The sequence below is a fragment of the Maribacter orientalis genome (genome assembly GCF_900109345.1).
GTDB classification, from domain to species: Bacteria; Bacteroidota; Bacteroidia; order Flavobacteriales; family Flavobacteriaceae; genus Maribacter; species Maribacter orientalis.
Genome location: NZ_FNZN01000012.1, coordinates 1 through 23,236 on the forward strand (window position 1 = coordinate 1; position 23,236 = coordinate 23,236).

The window sequence follows — 23,236 nt, forward strand, 5'->3', positions numbered from 1 at the left end:
GGAAACAGGCGCCACGGTCCAATTACTGGCGACCGTATTACCGATAAATGCAACCGATAAGACCCTAAGCTGGTCAAGCAACGACCCTTCTATAGCAACTGTAGACGGTATCGGAAATATTACCGCACAGGGCATTGGCACCGCAATTATATATGTAACGACCAATGACGGGGGCCATACCGCGACAGCGACCGTTACCGTAACGGAGCCTACGACAGCCAATGGAACCTGCAACGGAATACTCACGGATATATCCGAGCCTGTAGGCAGCGGAACCATAACTTCCCGTAACGATTTCTTACCAGCGGAAGATAGGTTCAAGGCATTCGATAATAAAGCTATACAAGGCACGTTCAGCAAATGGCTGGATGCAGGCGGGATACCTACTAGTGCCGATCCAAGCTGGATCCAATTGGCTTTAAGCGAGGCCAAACGAGTGGAGCGTATAGTAATTACCAGTGCCAATGATGATTATGGCCGTGACCCTATGGATTTCAGGCTGATGGCATCCAATGGAGGTGCATTCACTGAAGTTGGAAGTTGGAACGGTGAAACCTTCGCCCAGCGATACCAATCAAGGACCTTTGAACTGAACGCTCCTGGCTCTTATTCAACATATAGATTGGAAATTACTAAAAATGAGGATGATGTGGAAATGACCCAGTTGGCCGAAATTGAACTTTTAGGATGTGTACCTGAAAGTACACAAATCATTAGCCTTACTTCAAAATTTAATTCTATACATAATGATTTTCAAGAAAATGAATTTAGCTTCTCTCCTAATCCAGTAGGTGAAAATCGTATCGTAACTCTTCATTTACCAAATAATCTTACCGATACAGAAGTTATGGTCACTATCTATAGTATTGAAGGAAAATTAGTTCATTCTTCTAAATTTTGGAATGCAAATGGTGTTTACAATTTTGAATTACAGCTTAATCGAAGTTTACCAAAAGGCATCTACCTAATGGATGCAAGAAATAGAGGGAAAGATGTTTATAGAAAAAAAATTATATTAAAATAGCATTATCTAAAAAGTAAAGAAACTTGATACTTGCCAATTCAATAAGGTTGGTAAGTATCATGCTTATTAAAAAAATACCTTTTAAGGATTTTATAAAAAGCTATTATAAAATCTATAAATTAAATTAAACGCCGCAAATTATAAGTTATTCAACCCTGTTTTCCAGTTATTTAAAGAATATACTTTTGTTTTTTCTTCAATATATATTTTCATCTGTAAATTTGATTTGCAACCTATTTAATCAAAACTAAGTTTAGGATGGAATTAAATCAAATTTGCTATTATTCTTAAATTGAAAAATTTAAAAAGCTGAGCAAATATTTTATAATTAAATATAAATATTAGATCCATTTCTTACGGTAACATTAGTTCATCTGACGTATTTACTAATGATGCTTCCTACTAATTCTAACGTTAAAAACAATGAGTGAATTTATCAAAAAATATGAAATTTGGGTATTTCTAGTAATAGGCCCTATACTTAATGCGCTTTTCGTTTATGCTAGAATCCAAAACATAATCCCTAGATTTCTATATATCCATGGTCGTTTTTGTGTTCTTTTATTGGTATTACTCGCTATCGTGAAGTTTACGAGAGGCAATGAGGGCATTAAAGAAATATTTAGACCTATGTTAAAATGGAAAGTTAACCCTAAGTGGTACCTATTTAGCTTACTTTTTGCCATGTCTGTAGGTTCTATTACCCTATTGCTTAAAGGCATGTATTTTGAAGGTGAATATTTTTCGTTTTTAAAATTTGATTTTGCTGCTCAAACATTAAAGGGTAGTTTGGTATTATTAATATGGGCTTTTCTCGGTGAAGTTGTATGGGTAAGTTATTGCATTCGCGAATTATCAAAAATCACAAAACCATTTTATGCGAGTCTACTTGTTGGAATTTTTTGGACAATATGGTGGATTCCAATAATTTATCATGGCGAAGGTATTCTTCCAGGCATTCCAATAGGGCCTTTATCAATTTTTATGATGGGAATCGCAGGAATGTGCGCTGTAGTTTATGGTTGTGTTAAAAGTGGCGTTGTTGTATTGGTCATGCAATTTATGTTAAATATGACTCTGAATATTTTATCAGTCTCACCAACCAAAGGAGGTGTTTCTACATTTACATCTTTTGCAATTATATATTTTCTGACAATGTTAATCTTTATGTATTTTATGAATCCAAGTAAAAGATTAAAATCATCAAGTTCTAAAAGAAGTTTCAAGATCATATGAGCGTAATAGTATCATAAAATTTCGCTAAATTTATTATGTTTTTCTAAGAAAATTTAAGCATAAATGTTTGTATACAGCAATAATATGATTATCAACCATAATTTATAAATCGATTAAGTTTAGATGTATATACATATTAAATCAAGATTAATAAATGAACTGGTTTATAATATAATCGTTATAATTGTTTGGACCTAATTACTAATTAAACCTTCTTCAACTACTATTCATTCTAACATATGAAAAATAAAATAAAATCAATTCTATATTCTTTTATAGCAGGAACTTTAGGTAATATTCTTGTCTTTCTTCAACCAAAAAAAGCACGCCAACTTGCAGAGAATAGAATAACTCTGATACACAAAAACAAGAATAGTATGAGTATACCCGAAAGGTTAATGCGTGCTGCACTTGTAAAAAAACTTGATAAAATAGAAGATTACGATACCATAGCTAAATTAAATCGAAATTTTTGGGTTGACAATGCAGCTACAGAGTTATTTTCAGAAACGGAGGATGGATTTGAAACTGATTTTCTTCCAAACTGTACCTTTATATTCGATTTACTTAAGAAAGAATTATCAAATCAACCGGAAAAATTTGACACACTAGTAGAAATTGGAACTGGGAATGGTGATGTACTAAATTATCTTAGTACAGAATTCCCTAAAATAGACCATTTTGTAGGTATTGACCTTAGTTTAAAACAAATTGAATTAAATAATAAAAAATTCAAAAACAATAAAAAGCTTGAGTTTGTAGCCGAAGATGCTTTTGATTGGGTTAAAGAAAATGGCCATAGCAATACTATTTTTGTATCTTCTAGAGGTGTATTAGAATATTTTCTTGAGGAACGTTTACAAGAATTATTGAAAGAAATAAATCAATTAGGCAAAACTATATTCGTTGCTATAGAACCAAATGGTGGTGATCACGATTTTGAAACGAACCCTAGTTCTCAACTTTATGGAAATGAACCCTCATTTTCACACAACTACCCAAGGCTTTTCAAAAATGCTGGTTTTAATTTGTGGCATTTTTCACAACAACCATGGCTTGGAGGAACTGATAATCAAACATTTATTGGAGCTAAAAACTAAAAGCCTCACACTAAAATACTTGAAAAGTAATATTTTAAAAATATTTTTTTTAATGATCTAATTTTAATTTTTAAAAGTAATATTTGACCTTTATTAATTGTTTTAAAACAATGTAATTGGTTTTAAACGTTAAAATAAACAACTTGCCTATTTTATGTTTTTAAAGCCATTTTATTTTTTAAATTTATTTTAAAAATTCCCCTTAAAATTTCATAAATACTAATTTCATTCTATATCATTTTATGTGTCATATAGGATGCTAAAATGGTTGACATTACAAAAAAATGTATACATCCGTTTTTAAATGATGTTAAAATATACCGTAGCTTGGAGAAGTTAAATAATACCACTTTAATAAAATTACAAGAAAATGAGTAACCCTAATCAACTTTACCTTCTTTTTGAAAAAGCAGCAAAATTATATCCTGATAACTATTGCATAATATTAGAAGAAAACAAGGTAACGTATAAGCAAGTTGAACAAGAGGTTCAAAAAGCCTATAGTGCAGTTATACTCAATGCTAAAAATGAAGAATTTATAGGGGTTCCTACAACTAGATGTATTGAACAAATCATCTTTGTCTTAGCAATATTAAAAGCAGGCAAGGCTTATCTTCCAATTGATTTTGGTTATCCAAAAAAAAGACTAGATAGCATAAAAACTAATTCAAATGTTTCTTTTTGTTTAACAACAAAAATAGATGAAACCAATGCATTTGAAATGGGGCTCAAGCCATTATTAGTTAATGACCAATCACAATTCGTTGTCGATAATGAAATTGCGCAAAATGACCAAGATTTAGCTACTTATATTTTATACACCTCAGGTTCAACAGGCGAACCTAAAGGTGTTTGTATGGGTGAAAAAGCAATGGTTAATTTAATTAATTGGCAGAACGAAAATTCTGTATGTAAGAGTAACTCACGTACCTTACAATTTGCTCCATTAAGTTTTGATGTTTCTTTTCAAGAAATTATGTCAACCTTAAGTAATGGAGGTACGCTTGTATTAATAAATAATGCATTGAGACTTGATATGGTTGCGCTTTTAAATTATATTAAAGAGCAACAGGTCAATAGACTATTTCTACCTTTCGTTGCATTACAAGCTTTAGCTGAAACGGCTATCAGTATCGATATTTTTCCTGAATCCCTTAAGGAAATAATGACTGCGGGCGAGCAACTCAAAATCACCACTCAAGTAAGAACCTTTTTTAATGAATTAAACGATTGTGTACTCTATAATCAATATGGACCTACAGAATGCCATGTGGTAACTGAATTAAAACTAGATGGTAAGCCAGCAAATTGGCCTGCTTTACCGACAATTGGTAAACCTATTAGTAATACATCCATATTTATCATAGATAAAGATCAGCAACTCGTACCCAATGGTAGTATTGGTGAGCTTTGTATTGCAGGAGTTTGTTTAGCTAAAGGTTATTTAAATAATGAACAATTAACAAATGAAAAATTTGTCAATTGGAAATCAACCGACGGTAAAATAATTCGAATTTACCGAACTGGAGATATTGCACAATATTTACCTGATGGTAATATTGAATTTCTAGGTCGTAAAGATGACCAAGTAAAAATTAGCGGGCACAGAATAGAACTGGCCGAAGTTGAATTAGCCATTAATTCCTTATCAGGTATTCACCAAACAGTGGTAATTGCTTCAAGTCATTTGGCTGGACAAACACAACTAGTTGCCTACATGCAACCGAATAAGGAACATATGGATATAAATGAAATTCGTAAAGAAATTACGAATTTACTGCCAGAATATATGATCCCGTCTTATTTTATATTAATCGAAAATTTTCCTAGAACTTCTAGTGGAAAGATTGATAAAAAGAATTTACCCCCACCTAAATATAGTAGACCAAGCTCTGCGCCGCCCTACAAAAAAGCAGTCACTAAAATTCAAAAAAACCTAACCAAAGTATTTGTAGATTTATTACATGTACCTAAAATTGGTATTAATGATAATTTCTTTGAATTTGGAGGGACTTCATTATTAGCACAAAAAGTCGTAGCTGTTTTATTAAAGGATTATAAGTATAAATTACCGGTAACAAAACTGTATCAGTTTCCTAATATCGCCGAAATATCTGATTATTTAGAATCAAGTACTAAAAGTAAGAATAGAAAATTCATCAAAAAGAATAAAAGCTCGAACTCCTCTAGAGATATCGCCGTCATTGGTATGGCTGGGAGGTTTCCTGGAGCTAATACCATTGAAGAATTATGGGATGTTCTCAAAAATGGGAAAGAAACCGTATCATTTTTTTCTAAGGATGAATTGGATTCTAACATTCCTGATCGTTTAAAAAATGACCCCCTGTATGTAAAAGCTCGAGGTATAATAACTTCAGCTAAAGAATTTGACGCTTCATTTTTTGGTTTAAATCCTAAAGTAGCTTCAGTAATGGACCCGCAACAACGACTATTTTTAGAAATAGCATGGGAAGTACTAGAGCAATCGGGTCATCTACCAAAGCACTATAATGGTAGTATTGGTGTTTATGCAGGAACCGGTACAAATACATATTATAAAAATAATGTTCTTGAAAACAAAGAAGTATTAAGTCAAGTTGGTGAATTTCAAGCAAATACATTAAACGAAAAAGATTATATTTCAACAAGAACCGCCTATCATTTAAATTTAAAGGGTCCGGCAGTTAGTGTTCATTCCGCTTGTTCAACCTCACTTCTCGCTATTGCAGAAGCTGTTGAATCGATTAGGAGTGGCCAATGTGATGTAGCTCTAGCTGGTGGTTCTAGTATAACCTCTCCAATTAATAGTGGTCATCTTTATCAAGAAGGTTCTATGTTTAGTCCAGATGGACATTGCCGCTCATTTGACAAAGATGGTAAAGGAACAGTTTTCAGTGATGGTTGTGGTGTTGTACTTTTAAAAAGTTTAGATGCTGCTAAAAAAGATGGTGATCAAATATTTGGAGTCATTAAAGGTGTTGGAATAAATAACGATGGTGGTGGAAAAGGTAGTTTTACTGCGCCCAGTGTTGAAGGTCAATCCGGTGCAATTGTTCGAGCAATAAATGATGCCAATATTTCACCCTCAGAAATTAGTTACATTGAAGCCCATGGAACTGCCACACCAATTGGTGACCCTATTGAAATGGAAGGTCTTCACGATGCATTTGGCGAACAAACAAAAAAAGGATATTGCGCTGTTGGATCAATAAAAAGTAACATGGGCCATCTTACGGCTGCAGCTGGTGTTGCAGGCTTTATAAAAACAATCTTGTCCCTATACCATCAACAGATACCGCCGTCTTTAGGTTTTTCAGAACCTAATCCAGCAATTGATTTTACAAACAGTCCATTTTTTGTAAATAATATATTACGTGAATGGAAATCTGAAAATATTCGTCGTGCCGGAATAAGCTCTTTTGGGGTGGGAGGAACAAACGTTCATGTAATTGTTGAAGAGTTTGAAAAACAACCCATAAAGTCTGGAGAAAGTAAACCTTTACAACTTCTTACTTGGTCGGCAAAAACTGAAAAAAGTCTTGATGGTTATAAGACGAGTTTAGGGGATTTTATAAAATCTTCTTCTGACATAAAGTTGGCAGATGTAGCTTACTCTCTAAGTAATACCAGAGAATCTTTTAATAAAAGAAGTTTCGTTTTAGCTTCAGATTCAGATTTAGAAAGTACAATTAGTAAACTTTTACTAGATGAAAATACAGTTAAAAAATCTGATTTAAAAGCAGTACCTAGTGAATTGGCATTTCTTTTTCCCGGTCAAGGTGCACAATATTTACAAATGGGAAAAGCGCTCTATGATCATGAAAATGTTTTTAAAGAGGCAGTAGACCAATGCGCTGAAATTTTACTTAAAGAATTTGATTTTGATATCCGACATATAATTTATCCAAAAGAAAATTTTTTAGAGGCAGAAAAAGCTCTAAAGGATACCCAATTTACACAACCTGCTTTATTTGTTGTAGAGTATGCCCTTTCTCAACTTTGGATAAGTTGGGGAATTGAACCAACAATTCTTTGTGGTCATAGTGTTGGTGAATTTGTAGCAGCACATTTGGCTGGAGTATTTACCCTAAAAGATGCATTGATTTTAGTTGCGATTCGCGGAAGATTAGTAAGTCAACTTCCAGGCGGAAGCATGTTATCGGTAAGATCCACCTTCAAAAATTTATCTGAACTACTGCCTGAAACACTTTCAATGGCTGCAGTAAACTCAGATTTGTTATGTGTGGTATCGGGTGAAGATGAGCCTATAGAGGCATTTGCTAAAGTATTAGAGCAAAAAGAAATTCCGAATAGGTTACTTAAAACAAGTCATGCCTTTCATTCTACAATGATGGACCCCGTTTTAGCCAAGTTTGAAGCGGAAGTCAAAAAAATTGAATTGAATTCACCTCTTTTACCTATTATTTCAACTGTAACAGGTACATGGCTTAGCGAAACTGAAGCTACTGATCCAAAATACTGGACAAATCATTTACGAGCTACCGTTCGTTTTTCAGATGCTATGGAAACGGCTCTTGAATTAGAAGATATTTTATTGTTGGAAGTTGGTCCTGGCCGTGCTTTAACTACTTTATCTCAGCAAAAAAAGAAAGCCAAGTCCGTAATATCTATATCCAGTTTAGTTTTACCTAATGAAAACGAAAATTCTTATCATACTGTTTTATCTGCCTTAGGACAACTATGGCAAAATGGTATTGAACCCAATTGGAAAGAATTCTATAAGGGACAATCTAGACAAAAAGTTAGATTACCAGCGTATGTATTTGACAAAAAACTCTGCTGGATAGAGCCAATAAAAAACCAAAACCCTAGTATACAAAACCATACCTCAATTGATCAGAATACTAATAAATTTATACAACCAGAAATGAATACAGTTATACAACCTGACAGAAAAGTAAAAATTCTGGAGAAAATTTCAGATATCATTTTGAATACTTCAGGAATAGAATTAGAATCTTCTGAATATGAACATAATTTCCTTGAACTTGGCCTTGATTCACTAGTTTTAACCCAAATGGCAATAAGTTGTAAAAATGAATTTAAAACTCCAATTACCTTTCGACAGTTAAATGGTGAATTTAGCACACCAAATCTTTTAGCTAGCCATTTAGACAAAACTTTACCGCCAGATCGTTATGCTGTACAAGCACCAACTATACCTATTGCACCCAATGCATCTGTAATAACACCTGCAGTATCTCATACAGCAGCAAATATACCTACACAGACAACTACATCATATGCTGTTTCATATGATAACAATAATAGTGCGATAGACCTAATTGCCCAGCAACTTCAAATATTGGGAAGACAATTAGAATTACTAAAAGGAAATAATAGTAACTCTGGAACGGTAAAAGATAATAGTCCTGCTCCTGTACCAGTTCAAGAATTCCAAAACAATACTATAAATTTAAATCCTCCCGCTTCATTAGATATACTTTCAGAGGATGAGATAAAGGAGCATAAAAAACCTTTTGGAGCTTCTCCTAAGATAGAAAAGCAATCTACCGAAATTCAATCACACCAAAAGTTATTTTTAGAGAAATTAACCACCAGCTACAACAAAAAAACAGCTGCTAGTAAAGCTTATACCCAAAAACATCGTTCTCATATGTCAGACCCACGAGTGGTATCTGGCTTTAAACCACTTACAAAAGAACTAGTATATCCAATTGTAGTTGAGAAATCATCTGGCAACAGATTATGGGATATTGATGGGAACGAGTATATAGATACATTAAACGGATTTGGATCTTGTCTATTTGGTCATCAACCAGAATTCATTACCAAAGCTCTAAAAAAACAAATTGATAGTGGGTATGAAGTTGGTCCACAACATCCCCTAGCAGGTGAGGTTTGTGAACTACTTTGTGAGTTTACAGGGCATGATCGTGCAGCACTTTGTAATACTGGCTCAGAAGCTGTTTTAGGTGCCATGCGTATAGCTAGAACCGTAACTGGCCGTTCATTAATTGTAACCTTTACTGGATCTTACCATGGTATTAATGACGAAGGTCTTGTGAGAGGTTCTAAAAAATTAAAAACTTTCCCAGCCACAGCCGGTATTATCTCTGAATCAGTTCAAAATGTATTGGTTCTAGAATATGGTACTGACGAAAGTTTAGAAATAATTCGTAGTCGATCTCATGAATTGGCGGCCGTTCTTGTGGAACCAGTTCAAAGTCGTAGACCTGAGTTCCAACCAATAGATTTCCTTAAAAAGGTAAGGGAAATAACTTCGGCAACAGAGACAGTACTCATTTTTGATGAAGTTATTACTGGTTTTCGTATGCATCCAGGTGGCGCGCAAGCTCTATTTGGTATAAAGGCTGATATTGGCACTTATGGAAAAGTAATTGGAGGGGGTATTTCTATTGGTGCCATAGTGGGCAAAAGAAAATACATGGATGCCTTAGACGGAGGGTTCTGGCAATATGGCGATAACTCTTACCCAGAAATAGGGGTTACCTACTTTGCAGGTACTTTTGTACGTCACCCCCTTGCATTAGCAGCTGCAAAGGCATCATTAATTCATTTGCGAGAATTAGGTGAATCTCTTCAAAATGGCCTTAATTTATTAACTGAAAATTTTGCAAAGGATTTAAACAAGGAGTTTTCTAAACGTGAACTTCCAATGGAAATAAAATATTTTGGTTCATTATGGAGACTTAAGTTCTTAGATGAAATACCGTATTCAGAATTACTGTTCGTTTTAATGCGTGAAAAAGGTTTTCACATTTGGGATGGCTTTCCTTGCTTTATAACCAGTGCTTTTAAAACAGAAGATATAGATAAACTTATACATGCATTTGTTACTAGTGTTGATGAACTTATTGCTGTCAATATATTTAATAGCAAAGTATTAAACGCTACCCCTAATCCTGAAGTTTCGTATGCAAATGGTAACAAATCATCATTTAAATCATTAAACACACCTCCGGTTGAAGGAGCTAAACTTGGCGTTGATGAATCTGGCAATCCTGCTTGGTTTGTAGTGGACGCAAATAAAAATGGTTCCTATGTCAAATATGATTTATAGCCTTAAATAACTCAACTTTTTCTAAAAGGATTAATTTTCAAAAATAACCAACGAATAAATGCAAGAGAAAGTCACTTTTAATCCATTTTCCGGTCCTGTGATTGAGAAAGTCATTCCTATCATACAAGCACAGTCTGAAATATGGATTGCCTGTAAATTAGGAGGAGAAGATGCGAATAGGGCTTATAACGAATCTGTTTCACTAGTTTTGAAAGGCAACTTAAAAAAAGTTGCCTTAGAAGATGCTATTGCGAAATTAGTAAAAAGACACGAAGCGTTAAGAGCTACCTTTAGTCCCGATGGGCGTTTTATGACTGTTTATGAAGAATTTCCAATAGAACTCTCTTATCAAGATTTTTCTCATTTTGATAGCATTGAAAAAAATGATGCCATTAAAGACTATTTGAAAGGAGATGCGAATACTATCTTTGATTTAAATAAAGGTCCACTACTTAAAATTGGTTTACTAAAACTTTCAGAATTAGAACATCAATTAATTATTACAGGGCACCATATTGTATGCGACGGTTGGTCTATGGGTATTATATTACAAGAATTAGGCGGTTTATATTCCGCACATATTCTAGGTACTACACCCAATATTGCTCAACCTGAAACCTTTAGCTCTTATGCCGAAGAAGAACAAGAGTTTATTGGAAGTGAAGAATATAAAAAAACTGAGCAGTATTGGCTTAAACAATATGAATCTTCAGTTCCTGTAGTTTCACTTCCTACAGATTTTCCTAGACCACAACTTAGAACCTTCAAGAGTAATCGTTTAGATTTTGGAATTGACAATAGTCTAGTATCCGATTTAAAAAAAGTTGGGATTAAATCTGGAGCTAGTTTTGTTGTTACCCTAATGGCCGCCTTTGAAGTCTTCCTGTATAGACAAACCGGCCAAGATGAATTGGTTTTAGGTCTACCAGCTGCTGGCCAATCATTAAGTGGTAAAACTCAATTGGTAGGACATTGTGTTAACTTACTTCCGTTAAAAAGTAAACTTTCAGCAAATATTCCGTTCAATGAATATTTAAAAAATAGAAAAACTGAAATTTTTGATGCTTACGAACATCAACAGTTAAGTTTTGGCCAGTTACTTCAAAAACTCGCCATTGCTAGAGATCCATCAAGAGTGCCATTAGCCCCAATTACCTTTAACATTGATATGGGCATGGCTAATGATGTGGTTTTTAATGGATTAGAATATAAGCTAAAAAGCAACCCTAGAGCATTCGAAACATTTGAACTTTTTTTAAACGCTACAGGAACAGAAGATGAACTTATCTTAGAGTGGTCATACAATACGTCTCTTTTTAAACCGGCAACTATAGAGCAGATGATGTCTTCATTTAAAAAAGTGCTTCATGGTATCGTAGCTAATCCTCATGTAGAAATAGGGAATATTATTAAAGTAGATGCTTCAGCCTATTCAGAATTGAATAATACAAAGGCATCTTACCCACAATTACCTTTGCATGAATTAATTGCCCAACAATGTAAAATAGACCCTTCTAAACAAGCAATAAAATTTGGTACATCTGAAATATCATATGAAAATTTAGAAAAGCAAGTTCACCAAATAGCTCATTATTTGAAGGAACAAGGTGTACTTCCAGGGGATTATGTCGCTGTATCTTTACCACGCTCCATTGAATTAATTACCATTTTACTGGCTATAATGGAAAGTGGTGCTGCTTACCTTCCCTTGGATCCTAACTATCCAAGTAAACGACTTGAGTTTATGTTAGAGGATTCTGGGTCGAAATACTTGATCACAACAGAAACATCTTCATTAACTTTACAGGATGGCGTATCACAATTATTTATCGAATCTATTTTTTCAGATTTAGTAAATTATTCAACTCTACCACTAAATTTAGACGTTAATACTAATCAAGTAGCGTATATCTTATACACTTCTGGATCAACAGGCAAACCAAAAGGGGTTACGGTTACCCATAAAAACTTAGTTAATTTATTATATAGTGTTTTAGAAAAACCTGGTATTCAAAAAACCGATAAAGTAATTTCAATAACCACAGTTTCCTTTGACATTGCTGGTTTTGAACTATACGCTTCACTTTTAAAAGGGGCTCAATTGATTTTAACTAGTGAAGAAACTGCTAAAGACCCTAGACTATTACTAGAAGTACTAAAAAAAGAAGAAATAACAGTAATGGAGGCTACACCTGCAACTTGGCAAATGTTATTAGATGCAGGTTGGAAAAATCATTTACCTCTAAAAGCTTTTTGTACCGGAGAAGCTTTACCCATAGTTTTAGCAAAAAACATTTTGGGCAAGGTTGATGAATTATGGAATCTTTATGGTCCTACGGAAACAACTATTTGGTCGGCAATAAAAAAAGTTCATAAGTCTGATGATGTGGTAACTATAGGAAATCCTATAGCCAACACCCAATTATATATTATGAACGAGCAGGAGCTTTTAGTAGAACCTGGTAGAATTGGAGAACTATGCATTGCAGGAGATGGAGTTGCACAAGGGTATTGGAAACGTTCGGATTTAACTAATGAAAAATTTATAAAAAACCCTTTTGAAACAGAATTAGGGCCTGTTTTATATCGTACAGGAGATTTAGCAAAATTACTCCCTTCAGGCGAAGTACAATGTCTTGGACGAATAGACCAACAGATAAAAATTAGGGGCCAACGTGTGGAACTTGGTGAAATTGAGGAGGCTTTAGATTCTTTACAAGGGGTACAATCTTCTGTCGTTTTGCTCCATGAAGATCGTTTGGTTGCAAACCTAATTGTTTCAGATATGGTAAGCGATTATACTGAGCAATTTAGTGAATGGAAAGAAATTCTAAGTGAACAACTTCCAACCCACATGGTACCTCATATTTTTAATGTTGTTAAAGAATTCCCTACTACGCTTAATGGTAAAATAGATCGTAAAAGCTTACTTAACCTATTACCCAATAAAACAGCATCTAAAATATTTGCAGAACCATCTACAGCATCTGAAACAACTATTTTGACCATTTGGCAAAAATGTCTGGGAATTGATAAAATTGATGTTAATAGCGACTTTTTTGAACTTGGAGGACATTCTGTAATTGCCGTTAGGGTAATGATGCTATTAGAGGATGAAACCGGAAATAGATTACCGCTTGTAGCTTTACTTAAACACCCAACGATTAAAAAGTTGGCTTCCTACATGGATAGTGAATTTGTAACTTGGGATTCATTAGTACCCTTAAAGCCAAAAGGAAGCAAACCACCATTATACATTGTGCATGGAGCACACCATAATGTATTAATATTTAATGAATTAGCTCAAAAATTAGATGAAGACCAACCTGTTTATGGTCTTCAAGCAAGAGGTTTAGATGGTGTTGCTGAACCCCATGACTCTATGCACGATATGGCAAGAGATTATATTAAGGAAATTCAGATTACAAATCCAAATGGTCCTTATTGTTTGGCAGGGTTTTCACTAGGTGGTACTATAGCTTTTGAAATGGCCAGGCAACTTAGGGAGCAAGGCAAAGAAGTAAAAATAGTTGCGGAGTTTGACACTTATGTATTCCCCGATTATTATTTTAAAAGCCCTATAAAGAAAAAAATAGTATCCGTTGGTTATACCATAGTAAAAGTTGGTTATGTACTACTAAATATGTTAACAAGTAAAAAGAATTTTAAACGAAGAACTGGTCTATTTATGCTTCACATTAAAGGGATATTTTTACGTTTGAAATACGGTAAGGAAAAAAGTCATGAAATGCAGTTTCATCGAGTTTTAAAAATGGAGCAAAATCATATAAAGGCTACTGATAGTTATTACATTCGCCCACAAGATATCGTTATTGATTTGTTTAAGGCAGAGGAGGAAATTAATTTAGTCCATGATAAAAAATTCTTAGGATGGAAAAAATTCGCTAAAAAAGGTGTTAGAAGGCATATGGTTCAAGGTAATCATATAGATATGTTTGATAAATCGAATGTTGAGGTATTTGCAACTAAACTTCAATACGTTCTAGATAATCACAATTTAGAAAGTGTACAGTAGTATATTTTGTAGTTCGGTTAAGATACTCATAAGTGGTTCTCAAAAATCTATTCACGAGAAATCGGCATTAAAAATATATAAAGTTCATCTACCCTCCTATCACAATAACATTTCAAAATACAAAGAGCACCTTACTACTACTGAGTTAGAAAAGGCTGAACGCTATCATTTTGAAAAAGATAAGAATAGGTTTATTATCTGTAGATCATTCCTAAGGTTACTATTGTCAGAATATATAGGTTTAGAGGCAAAGGACATAGTTATAGCCACAGATGAAAACAAAAAGCCCTATTTACCATCACATCCGAAAGTTTTTTTTAATGTCTCTCATATAGTAGAATATGGTTTAATTGCAATTTCCACTAATCCAGTTGGTGTTGACGTAGAAAATGTAGATAGAGAATGGGATTATTCTGAAACAGCACCTCGAATATTTGGTGAAGCAGAACTTAAAAATTTAGCAATAACTAGTGATAAAGTTCGATTGTTCTTTACATATTGGACTCGTAAAGAAGCTATCGTCAAAGCAACTGGAAAAGGTATTGAAGATAATTTTATTCATATTCCTGCTTGTGACGGTATGCATCTAATTAATCCAGAACTAATAAATAATATCGCCAATTTGTTGGTGTTAAGCTTTGAAATAGAAGAACATTTTATTGGTACTATCGCATTGGTAGGCAAAATAGAAGATATTAAACAGCTGTACTTCTCCCCTCTGCCTTTTTAAAAAATAGTACTTGTATTGAGTATGATTTGTGACTTTCCTAAAAAAAGATCTAAGCCAAGTTTAATTAACCTTTTTGTACTTGTACTAAACCATGTGTTAAAAGTCTTTATACTCAACTAAAAATTGAAGTTAAGTGCAATTAAAAATCACGAGAAAACAATTATTTCGTATCAAACTTCGCTTCTATCTTTTTAAATACCTTTAGAGTTTTACTAACTAATGAAATTTTAAGTATTTTATTAATGGTATTTACACCAAGTACTAATTTTATTTTCCTTCTTAATTTAGAAAAATAGGGTAACCAAGAACTATTAAAATGATGGATGGTATACGTGTTTTTAGTACTATGAATTTTACCAGTTTGTACATCTTTAGGGCTAAAAAACTCACACGGAAATAAGTAAAACTTACTGTCATCTTTAATAAGACTCTTTACATCCTTTGCTTCCGCTGTAGTCATCGATACAATTTGTTTTATTTTTTGTATCTGTTTTTTTAGAATTGTTGGTGCTATAGTAATGTCAAAAGTACCATCCTCCTTTACAAATAATCTATTATCATAATGCTTTAAACAATAAGTTACCCATTCAGCATTTTTTTCTGCACCAAAAATCGCTGCCTCTATAATATTTTCATATTCTAAACCAACAAAATAAGGAAGTTGTAATAGATCATCAAACTTTTTAAGAATTTGAACATCTGTATCCAAATAAATACCCCCGTATTGTTGCACAGCATATAGCCTTACTATATCAGAAGCAAAAGCATACTTTTTCTTTTCAAAAGCTTCTTTTGCAAAGGGCCATTCTTCTAAGTTGAAACGTTTAGTGTCCCATAACATAAATTCATAATCTGGCAATAAGACCTTCCAAGAAGCTATATTTCTTTTTATCTCTTGTGGAAATTCTTCACCACTTAACCAGCAATAATGAATAATTTTAGGTATCATGAATATGTTTTTATCGTAAATTTTAATTTTTACTAGAAAATAAAAATAATCTTAATAAATCGATATTTTCAATTTTCCCGTTCAAGTCTTAAAATTAAAAGTTAAGCTTAAAATATAGAACGAATAGAATAAACATTAAGTATGCTCTTCCCTCTAAAACAACTATGCTATACAATTAAAATAATTTTGAATAACATATAAGGTAAACATACATTCAAGCTATTAAAGTATTCTGAAATCTTTCAAGAAAAATGATTGATTATATGTATTAAATTTATGAATCGAAAAACAAAAAAGGCTATCCAAACGAATGGAATAGCCTTTTTTCTGCAAATTTTTGTCACTTTAATTTATAATCAATCGTTTCGAAACTGGTTCATTATTATTAAACATTAAGGTTATAACATAGACTTCGTTTCTATAAGCACCTGTTGGTATTCGTAACCTACCATCTTGTAGAACATCATCAACAATATATTGTCTTATTAATCTACCTGCACTATCGTGCATCATAACACCAAGTATTTCATCCATATTGAAGTTATCTTTCATGATAACCTCAACATACTCAATTGAAGGGTTTGGAGCCAAAATGAATTCAAAAGAAGGTTGTTCTTCGGTCACAGTAATGGTGATGTTCGCTGTTGATTCTAGTCCCTGTTCATCGGTTACAGTCAATAGTACGTCAAACACACCTATAACATCAAAAACATGTTGTGGATTAACTTCCGAAGATGTAGTTCCATCTCCAAAATCCCAAGTATAGGTAGTAATACCCAAATCGTCAGTTGATTTGTCACCTGTAAATATCACTTCTAAAGGTGCTGCACCAACAATAACATCAGCATTTGCTACAGCTACCGGTGCCATATTATCTAAATTATCGGTCACGGTTATAGTAATTACATCCGTGTTTTGAAGTCCACCATCATCTGTAACGGTTAACATTACATCGTAACTACCAACAATACTAAAGGTATGAACCGGGTTTGTTTCCGACGATGTGGTTCCATCACCAAAGTCCCAATTATAGGCAGTAATACCAACATCATCAGTTGATTGATCCCCAGTAAAGGTCACTTCCAAAGGCGCTAAACCTTCAGTAGCATTTGCACTAACTACAGCTACTGGTGACATATTGGTTGAACCATCGGTTACCGTTATACTAATTGCATCCGTATCCTGAAGTCCGCCTTCATCGGTCACAGTTAAGATGACCTCAAAAATACCCACAGTAGTAAATGTATGAACAGCATCTGCATCTGTAACACTAATACCATCCCCGAAATCCCAATTGTAAGATACAATACCTACATCGTCCGTAGATTGGTTACCAGAAAAGCTTACCACTAAAGGAGCCTCTCCTTGTGTAATATCCGCTTGGGCTATTGCAACCGGGGCTTCATTTGCAGTAGTTACCGTTATGGTCACCGTTTCATTATCCAATAAACCATCTGAATCGGTAACCGTTAAGACCACATCATACGTTCCTACATTAACAAAGGTATGTACTGGATTTGCTTCCGAGGAAATTGTTCCGTCATTGAAATTCCAAGCATATGTCACAATACCCACATCATCAGTAGATTGATCACCAATAAAGCTTACCTCTAGTGGAGCTCCACCTTGCTCAACATCAGCAGTAGCAATCGCTACCGGTGCTCCGTTTGCCCGATTAGCGGTGATAGTTAAGGTTTCCGTGTCTTCCAAACCTCCCACGTCGGTTACTGTCAATACTACTTCATAGGTTCCGTCAACATTAAATGTATGTGCCGGATTGGCAATAACAGAACTTGTACCGTCACCAAAATTCCAACTGTAAGACACCACAACATCATCATCTGTTGACTGATCACCAATAAAGTTAACTTCTAAAGGTGCATCACCATCCGTAACATCGGAACTGGCTACCGCTACGGGTGCCATATTAGGGGTAACTACTATAGTTATTGTATCGGTATCCTCAAGTCCACCTTCATCGGTAACCGTTAAGACAACGTTATACGTGCCCTCACTGGCAAAAATATGTACCGGGTTAGCTTCCGTTGAATTTGCACTATCGCCAAAGTTCCATGCATAGGCTATAAGGCCTTCTGCATCAGTAGACTGATCACCTGTAAATGCGACCTCTAAAGCGGCAATACCGTTTATAATATCCGCACTCGCCACGGCTTCAGGGGCACCGTTCACAACAATTTCTATCGGATCGCTTATATCTTCATAACCATCACCGTCGGTTACTGTCAAGGTAACGTTAAATGTACCCCCTTGAGTGAAGCTATAATTAGGATCTGCATCGGTAGAAGTATCACCATTACCAAAGTCCCATAAATAAGTTACAATATTATTCTTGTCATCGGTAGAAGCACTACCAGTGAACTGAATAGCTAATGGAGCATTTCCTGCATTCGTACTAGCGGTAGCTATAGCCTCCGGTGCAAACCCGGTAGGCAAGAATTCCCATTTAAAGAAATCGTTATTATCAACATTTGTATTCGCAATAAGGTTGCCATTAGGTTCTACTGTTAAATGGTTTGTCGTATTTGGAGCAGGTGGCAATAGAGCATTTATGATAAAATACGAACCATCACCGGCATTAACAATTTGGAACAACTGTGCTATCCTACCCGAACCAATACTTTCTATATAAGACCAAATATTGGTTCCTGGAGCATTGCTGCCTCCCTGATTATCCAAATACAAATCTCTTCCTGTACCATCCTGTTGTGTGAATCTAATACTATACAATCCATTTCCTTCGGCTATCAATTCAAAATGCTGATATTCAGAAGCATCATATATACCCGTACCCATATTTACCTGCCACTCTAGCGTGCCGTCATCGGGCATCATATTCAGTTGATTGCCTACATTACGTATTTGATAAATACCAGCTACGGGACCTCCATTATCACCACCATCATTATCATAATTTATACCTGCAACCGTATCCCCAATGCCCGAACTATATTTGGGATCATTAAATGGTGCGATTACAACAGCTTCCACAACAAAATCCTGAGCGCCATCCAGATCTGGCGTAACATCGTCTAGACCAGTAACTGTTACCGTCTGTAAAACATTCCAGTTGGTATCATCAAAAATTAGCTGGGCTACACTCACACTTGCCTCGGCAACACCGACAACGACCTGTATACCAACCGTTACCGGTGCAGTAGGTGCTTCCTTAAGGGATACCGTAAACGTATCCGTATCGCCATCTTCGTTAGTGAACAATATGTCCTGACTCACATTAATACCCGTGTTACCAAGGGTTGTGATATCTTCAAAACGCCATCTATAGGCATCCGCTCCATTATCTACATCTACAAGAATATTTCCGTTCGCATCTATGGTCAAATAATGTCCTCCCAGTTCACTTATTATATGGTAAGTGTTATTCCCCGCATCCTGAATAGTCCATAGTTGAGAAACCGTCTCGTTTGCGGTAAATTGCCATACGTTAGTACCTCGATTGGCATTGCCCTGTTCAACATCCATCGCTTTTCCAGAATGCTGGGCAATCAAGGCATACAGTCCATTATCGCGATACACCAACTCAAATTGTTGATGGGCATCACCTTGGTACAATCCCTGTTCCATGTTTACACCATTAACTGTTCCTGCATCCACAACCTCGGCCGATAGACCACTGTCCACATTGATAAGCCTATACGTTCCTGGAGCTGGAGGAGCCCCTGCTCCACCATCATTATCTTCATTATAACCCGCTAAAGTTTCAATAAAGCCAGCGAAAGCGGCATCACTACGTGAACCATCCACCGCTATTTCTATATTATAATATTGAACCCCGTCTACATCAACATCATCTACACCCGTTGCAGTAACCGTTTGTGGAATATCCCAGTTGGCAGCCGTAAAAGTAAGTTCCGTTACTGAAAGCGTAACTTCATCCGTTGCATCAGCTCCGTAAACAAGCAAGACTACATCATCTACCGGTGCCGATTTTAGAGCGACATCAAAATCATCTGTTGTACCTTCCTCAGATGTCACTACTAAATTAGACTGAATATCAATACCTATAGTAAAGGGTGCACTTGTTGGTAAAAATTCCCATCTGTAAATATCGCTACCATCATCGGTTCCAACAACGACATTACCGTTTGGCTCTATTCCGAGAAAATTGCCGTTAACTCTAGCTATGATATGAAAAGTGTTATTTCCCGCATCTACGATTTGCCATTGTTGTGATACTGTTGTGTTATCTAACCACTGCCATACATTCACTCCTTTACCATCTCCAAAACCGGTTACATCAAGATATCGGTTACTACTTATTGCCTTAAACTTAAAATAATTCAATTCTGTAGCATTTTCCAATGCCCAGTGCTGGTAATTTAATCCTTCATACCCACCTTGTAGCACGTTCGTACCCTGTACATTACTAGCATCAGCAACCTGCATTGTGGCTTTCGTAGCATAGTTCACCAGTCTATAAGTGTCTAAATTAGGAGTAGGAGCTATTGGCTCCATGGCATCAATCCATGCTTGAATAAGTGCAACACCCTCGGTATCAACTACATTTTTTGATAAGGGCGGCATCTTGATACCAGGTACTAAACTTTGTGCCCTATGATATACTTGTGAATTGGCTGCATCTCCGGGAATCAATATTCTTTGATTAGATGGTAAATCAGGCACTGCCTGATTATACCCAGCTGTTAAAAGCCCAGTTTGCGCTAGTGTATTTAATAACCGAAGGTCAAAATTTGCTCTGTTGCCTGTATCCGGTTGGTGGCAATAGGCACAATTATTATCTAAATAAGAACGCGCTTTTTGATCTAGAGTACCATTAGGGTCGTCAATCGCAACATGGGTCAAATACCCTGGGGTATCCGTATCACTAATATTAATATTTAATATCCCCAAACCTTCTTCACCTAATGTTACCAATTGGTTAGCTAGAATACCACTAGGATCATGCGAAGAATAATCATATTCACTATTCAAATTACGGGTACGTAAACCTAAGGTACCCCCCAAATCTGGGTTATGACAACTAATACATTGACTATTTGAAGGATACATCCAATCCTCTTGACGTTGACCTCCACCAACTTTATCTATATCTATACTAATAGTCTCACCTACCTCCATGTCTACTAATACAGCATCACTTTCATCTGAAAGCCATTTGTATGTTAAGAAATAAAAATTACCATCACTACCTTTTATTGAAAACCGTGTTTCTATTTTACGGGTAATCGTAGGATCGTTGTCATCAATGGAATAATCAAAATGTTTTATGATTATAGAACCAACAGGGAAAATCCAATTACCATTTTCAGAGAATTCTATCTGCTCAGCCGGCGTATCATGTGTACCATTGTTTGGAATACCAATCCAGCGTTTTTTCAATGCTCCATCTGACCAAAATGACTCTATCATTTCATAAGGAACAAAACCATCGGCCACAGTTAAGTTTGTCAAATCTGTAAATGCCCCTGTTTGAGATAATAACCCAGGTGCATCTTCTAAATCAATCGAAGCTTTTAATCTGTAAATATTACTGTTATTGCCTAATCGCAACAAATACAATTCACCCCTGTCATCCTGCCCAAAAGAAATAATATCTAGTGGCAGAAAAGTTCCTAATGACTGTTTAGATCCAGTATTAATATCAATTTCATAGATGGCATCAGTTTGTCCATAATCAGCACAGATGTATTTTCCAACTAAGCCAGGCAGATTAGACCCACGATAAACATAGCCTCCCGTTATGGAAGTAGCTTCAGCACGTGTGAATTGAGTCAATGGGGGCGAATGAGTAGTACCGGGATAAAAAATTGGATTACAAGGAGTTCCAGCCTTTGTTGGTGGACTAAAGGGAGCATTAGCCTCATAAAAGGGCCAACCATAATTTTTTTTATCTAATATAGTAGGGTCAAGAACATTAACTTCCTCATGGGTGTTCTCGCCTACTTCACCAATATACAAAATACCGGTATCCTTATCCTTTGTCATGCGGTGGGGGCTTCTATTCCCTATAGAAACGTATTCTTCAAATACTGCTCCGCTAGCGTCGTTAAAAGGATTATTTTCAGGAATGTAATAGAAATCTCCAGACATTTCTAAACCCTCAGTATTGGGATGGGTATTACCGACACCAGGGTCTTGCAAGAATCTTCTCGGCGCGTGACTAACGGCTCCTCCAATCATATCCACATCGATACGAAGTACTCCTCCATCTAAGTTTTCAGAAATATTCTGTGCATTTAAATATGTAGCTTGATCTCCAGTAGAAAGATAAAGGAAGCCGTCATCCCCAAACACCATACCACCACCACGGTGTGTAGTATTGTAAAGCTCTCTATTTATCATAGTAACCCTTGTTCCATCAACCATAGTCATGGTTGTCGGGTCTACCTCAAACCGTTCTAATTTAAGATAGTTACCTGCAAAGGTTTCAACTCCGCAAAAGAACCCAGCAGGATTTCCTAAATTGCTATTAGGTCCTGAGGTCGTATAATATATAAAAAAGTAATTTTTACCCGCAGTACCAAAATCTGGATGAATGGACAAACCCAAAAAACCACCATCCCAAACCTCACCTTCGTTACGATCACCGACCTCATCTGAAAGATTTACAATTAAAGGACTATTTGCAGTATTATTATCATCTTCAATCCAATACACATTACCATCTAGCTGACCTACAACTATTTTAGTTTGATTAGGTACAGGAGTAAATATTATAGGCGAATCAAATGTTAGATTTGGAAAAGCTATTTCATATGTTGGGGTTGCTGTACCTAAATCTGAAAATGCTGTGTCCACGAAAGGAGCAAATGGTTTTGGAACTGTTAGGCCCGGTCCCAAGAACATGGGTCCAAAACTCATAGCCATTAAAACAAATGCCGATATGGCCACAACTAAGGCCGGTTTCTTAATAGTATTTAAGTTCAAGGGGTAATTCTTTTTCATTTTTAGCAATTTTATAAACTGAACACGTCCAATTCCACTTACAAAAAAAGGTCAATAAACCTAACCGACATATTAATATCGTTCAAAAGCAGTAAATTACGTTTAATACATAGCGCTGCAAATTTACTTTAACGGTAGCATACAACGAAA

At 35.3% G+C, this 23,236-nt stretch carries 8 protein-coding genes; 6 read left to right on the forward strand and 2 right to left on the reverse strand.

Going from position 1 to position 23,236, the window contains the following annotated elements; translation table 11 throughout:
* The 6 genes from BMY56_RS17195 to BMY56_RS17220 all read left to right on the forward strand — a co-directional run.
* A partial coding sequence (locus BMY56_RS17195) for an Ig-like domain-containing protein (protein ID WP_143057841.1) occupies positions 1-1,024 on the forward strand: 1,024 nt, incomplete at its 5' end.
* Positions 1,025-1,447: 423 nt separating this feature from the next.
* Entirely contained in the window at positions 1,448-2,260 is an 813-nt protein-coding gene (locus BMY56_RS17200; protein WP_091627159.1) for a hypothetical protein, read from the forward strand.
* Between the two features lie 239 nt (positions 2,261-2,499).
* The gene (locus BMY56_RS17205) at positions 2,500-3,360 is read left to right on the forward strand and encodes a class I SAM-dependent methyltransferase (protein WP_091627161.1); all 861 of its coding nucleotides are present in this window, start codon (positions 2,500-2,502) and stop codon (positions 3,358-3,360) included.
* 370 nt (positions 3,361-3,730) lie between these two features.
* Positions 3,731-10,426: a type I polyketide synthase gene (locus BMY56_RS17210; RefSeq protein ID WP_091627164.1), complete on the forward strand. Its 6,696-nt coding sequence runs from the start codon at positions 3,731-3,733 to the stop codon at positions 10,424-10,426.
* Positions 10,427-10,484: 58 nt separating this feature from the next.
* A complete protein-coding gene (locus BMY56_RS17215; RefSeq protein ID WP_091627166.1) occupies positions 10,485-14,462 on the forward strand; it encodes a non-ribosomal peptide synthetase in 3,978 nt (1,325 codons plus the stop codon).
* On the forward strand, positions 14,452-15,192 hold the full coding sequence (locus BMY56_RS17220; protein ID WP_091627169.1) for a 4'-phosphopantetheinyl transferase family protein: 741 nt from the start codon (positions 14,452-14,454) through the stop codon (positions 15,190-15,192). Before BMY56_RS17215 ends, BMY56_RS17220 begins: the two co-directional genes overlap by 11 nt.
* A gap of 160 nt (positions 15,193-15,352) precedes the next feature.
* Here the strand turns inward: BMY56_RS17220 and BMY56_RS17225 are convergent, their stop codons facing one another.
* Positions 15,353-16,168 (reverse strand): glycosyltransferase family 32 protein, encoded by an 816-nt coding sequence (locus tag BMY56_RS17225; protein WP_317040643.1) that lies wholly within the window; start codon positions 16,166-16,168, stop codon positions 15,353-15,355.
* Between the two features lie 318 nt (positions 16,169-16,486).
* Positions 16,487-23,086: a PKD domain-containing protein gene (locus BMY56_RS17230; RefSeq protein ID WP_091627174.1), complete on the reverse strand. Its 6,600-nt coding sequence runs from the start codon at positions 23,084-23,086 to the stop codon at positions 16,487-16,489.
* Positions 23,087-23,236: the final 150 nt, after the last annotated feature.

Bases quoted from the DNA above. Each gene is read 5' to 3' on its own strand.
- BMY56_RS17215 (WP_091627166.1), top strand. From the start codon at position 10,485: ATGCAAGAGAAAGTCACTTTTAATCCATTTTCCGGTCCTGTGATTGAG.
- BMY56_RS17210 (WP_091627164.1), top strand. From the start codon at position 3,731: ATGAGTAACCCTAATCAACTTTACCTTCTTTTTGAAAAAGCAGCAAAA.
- BMY56_RS17205 (WP_091627161.1), top strand. From the start codon at position 2,500: ATGAAAAATAAAATAAAATCAATTCTATATTCTTTTATAGCAGGAACT.
- BMY56_RS17200 (WP_091627159.1), top strand. From the start codon at position 1,448: ATGAGTGAATTTATCAAAAAATATGAAATTTGGGTATTTCTAGTAATA.
- BMY56_RS17230 (WP_091627174.1), bottom strand. From the start codon at position 23,086: ATGAAAAAGAATTACCCCTTGAACTTAAATACTATTAAGAAACCGGCC.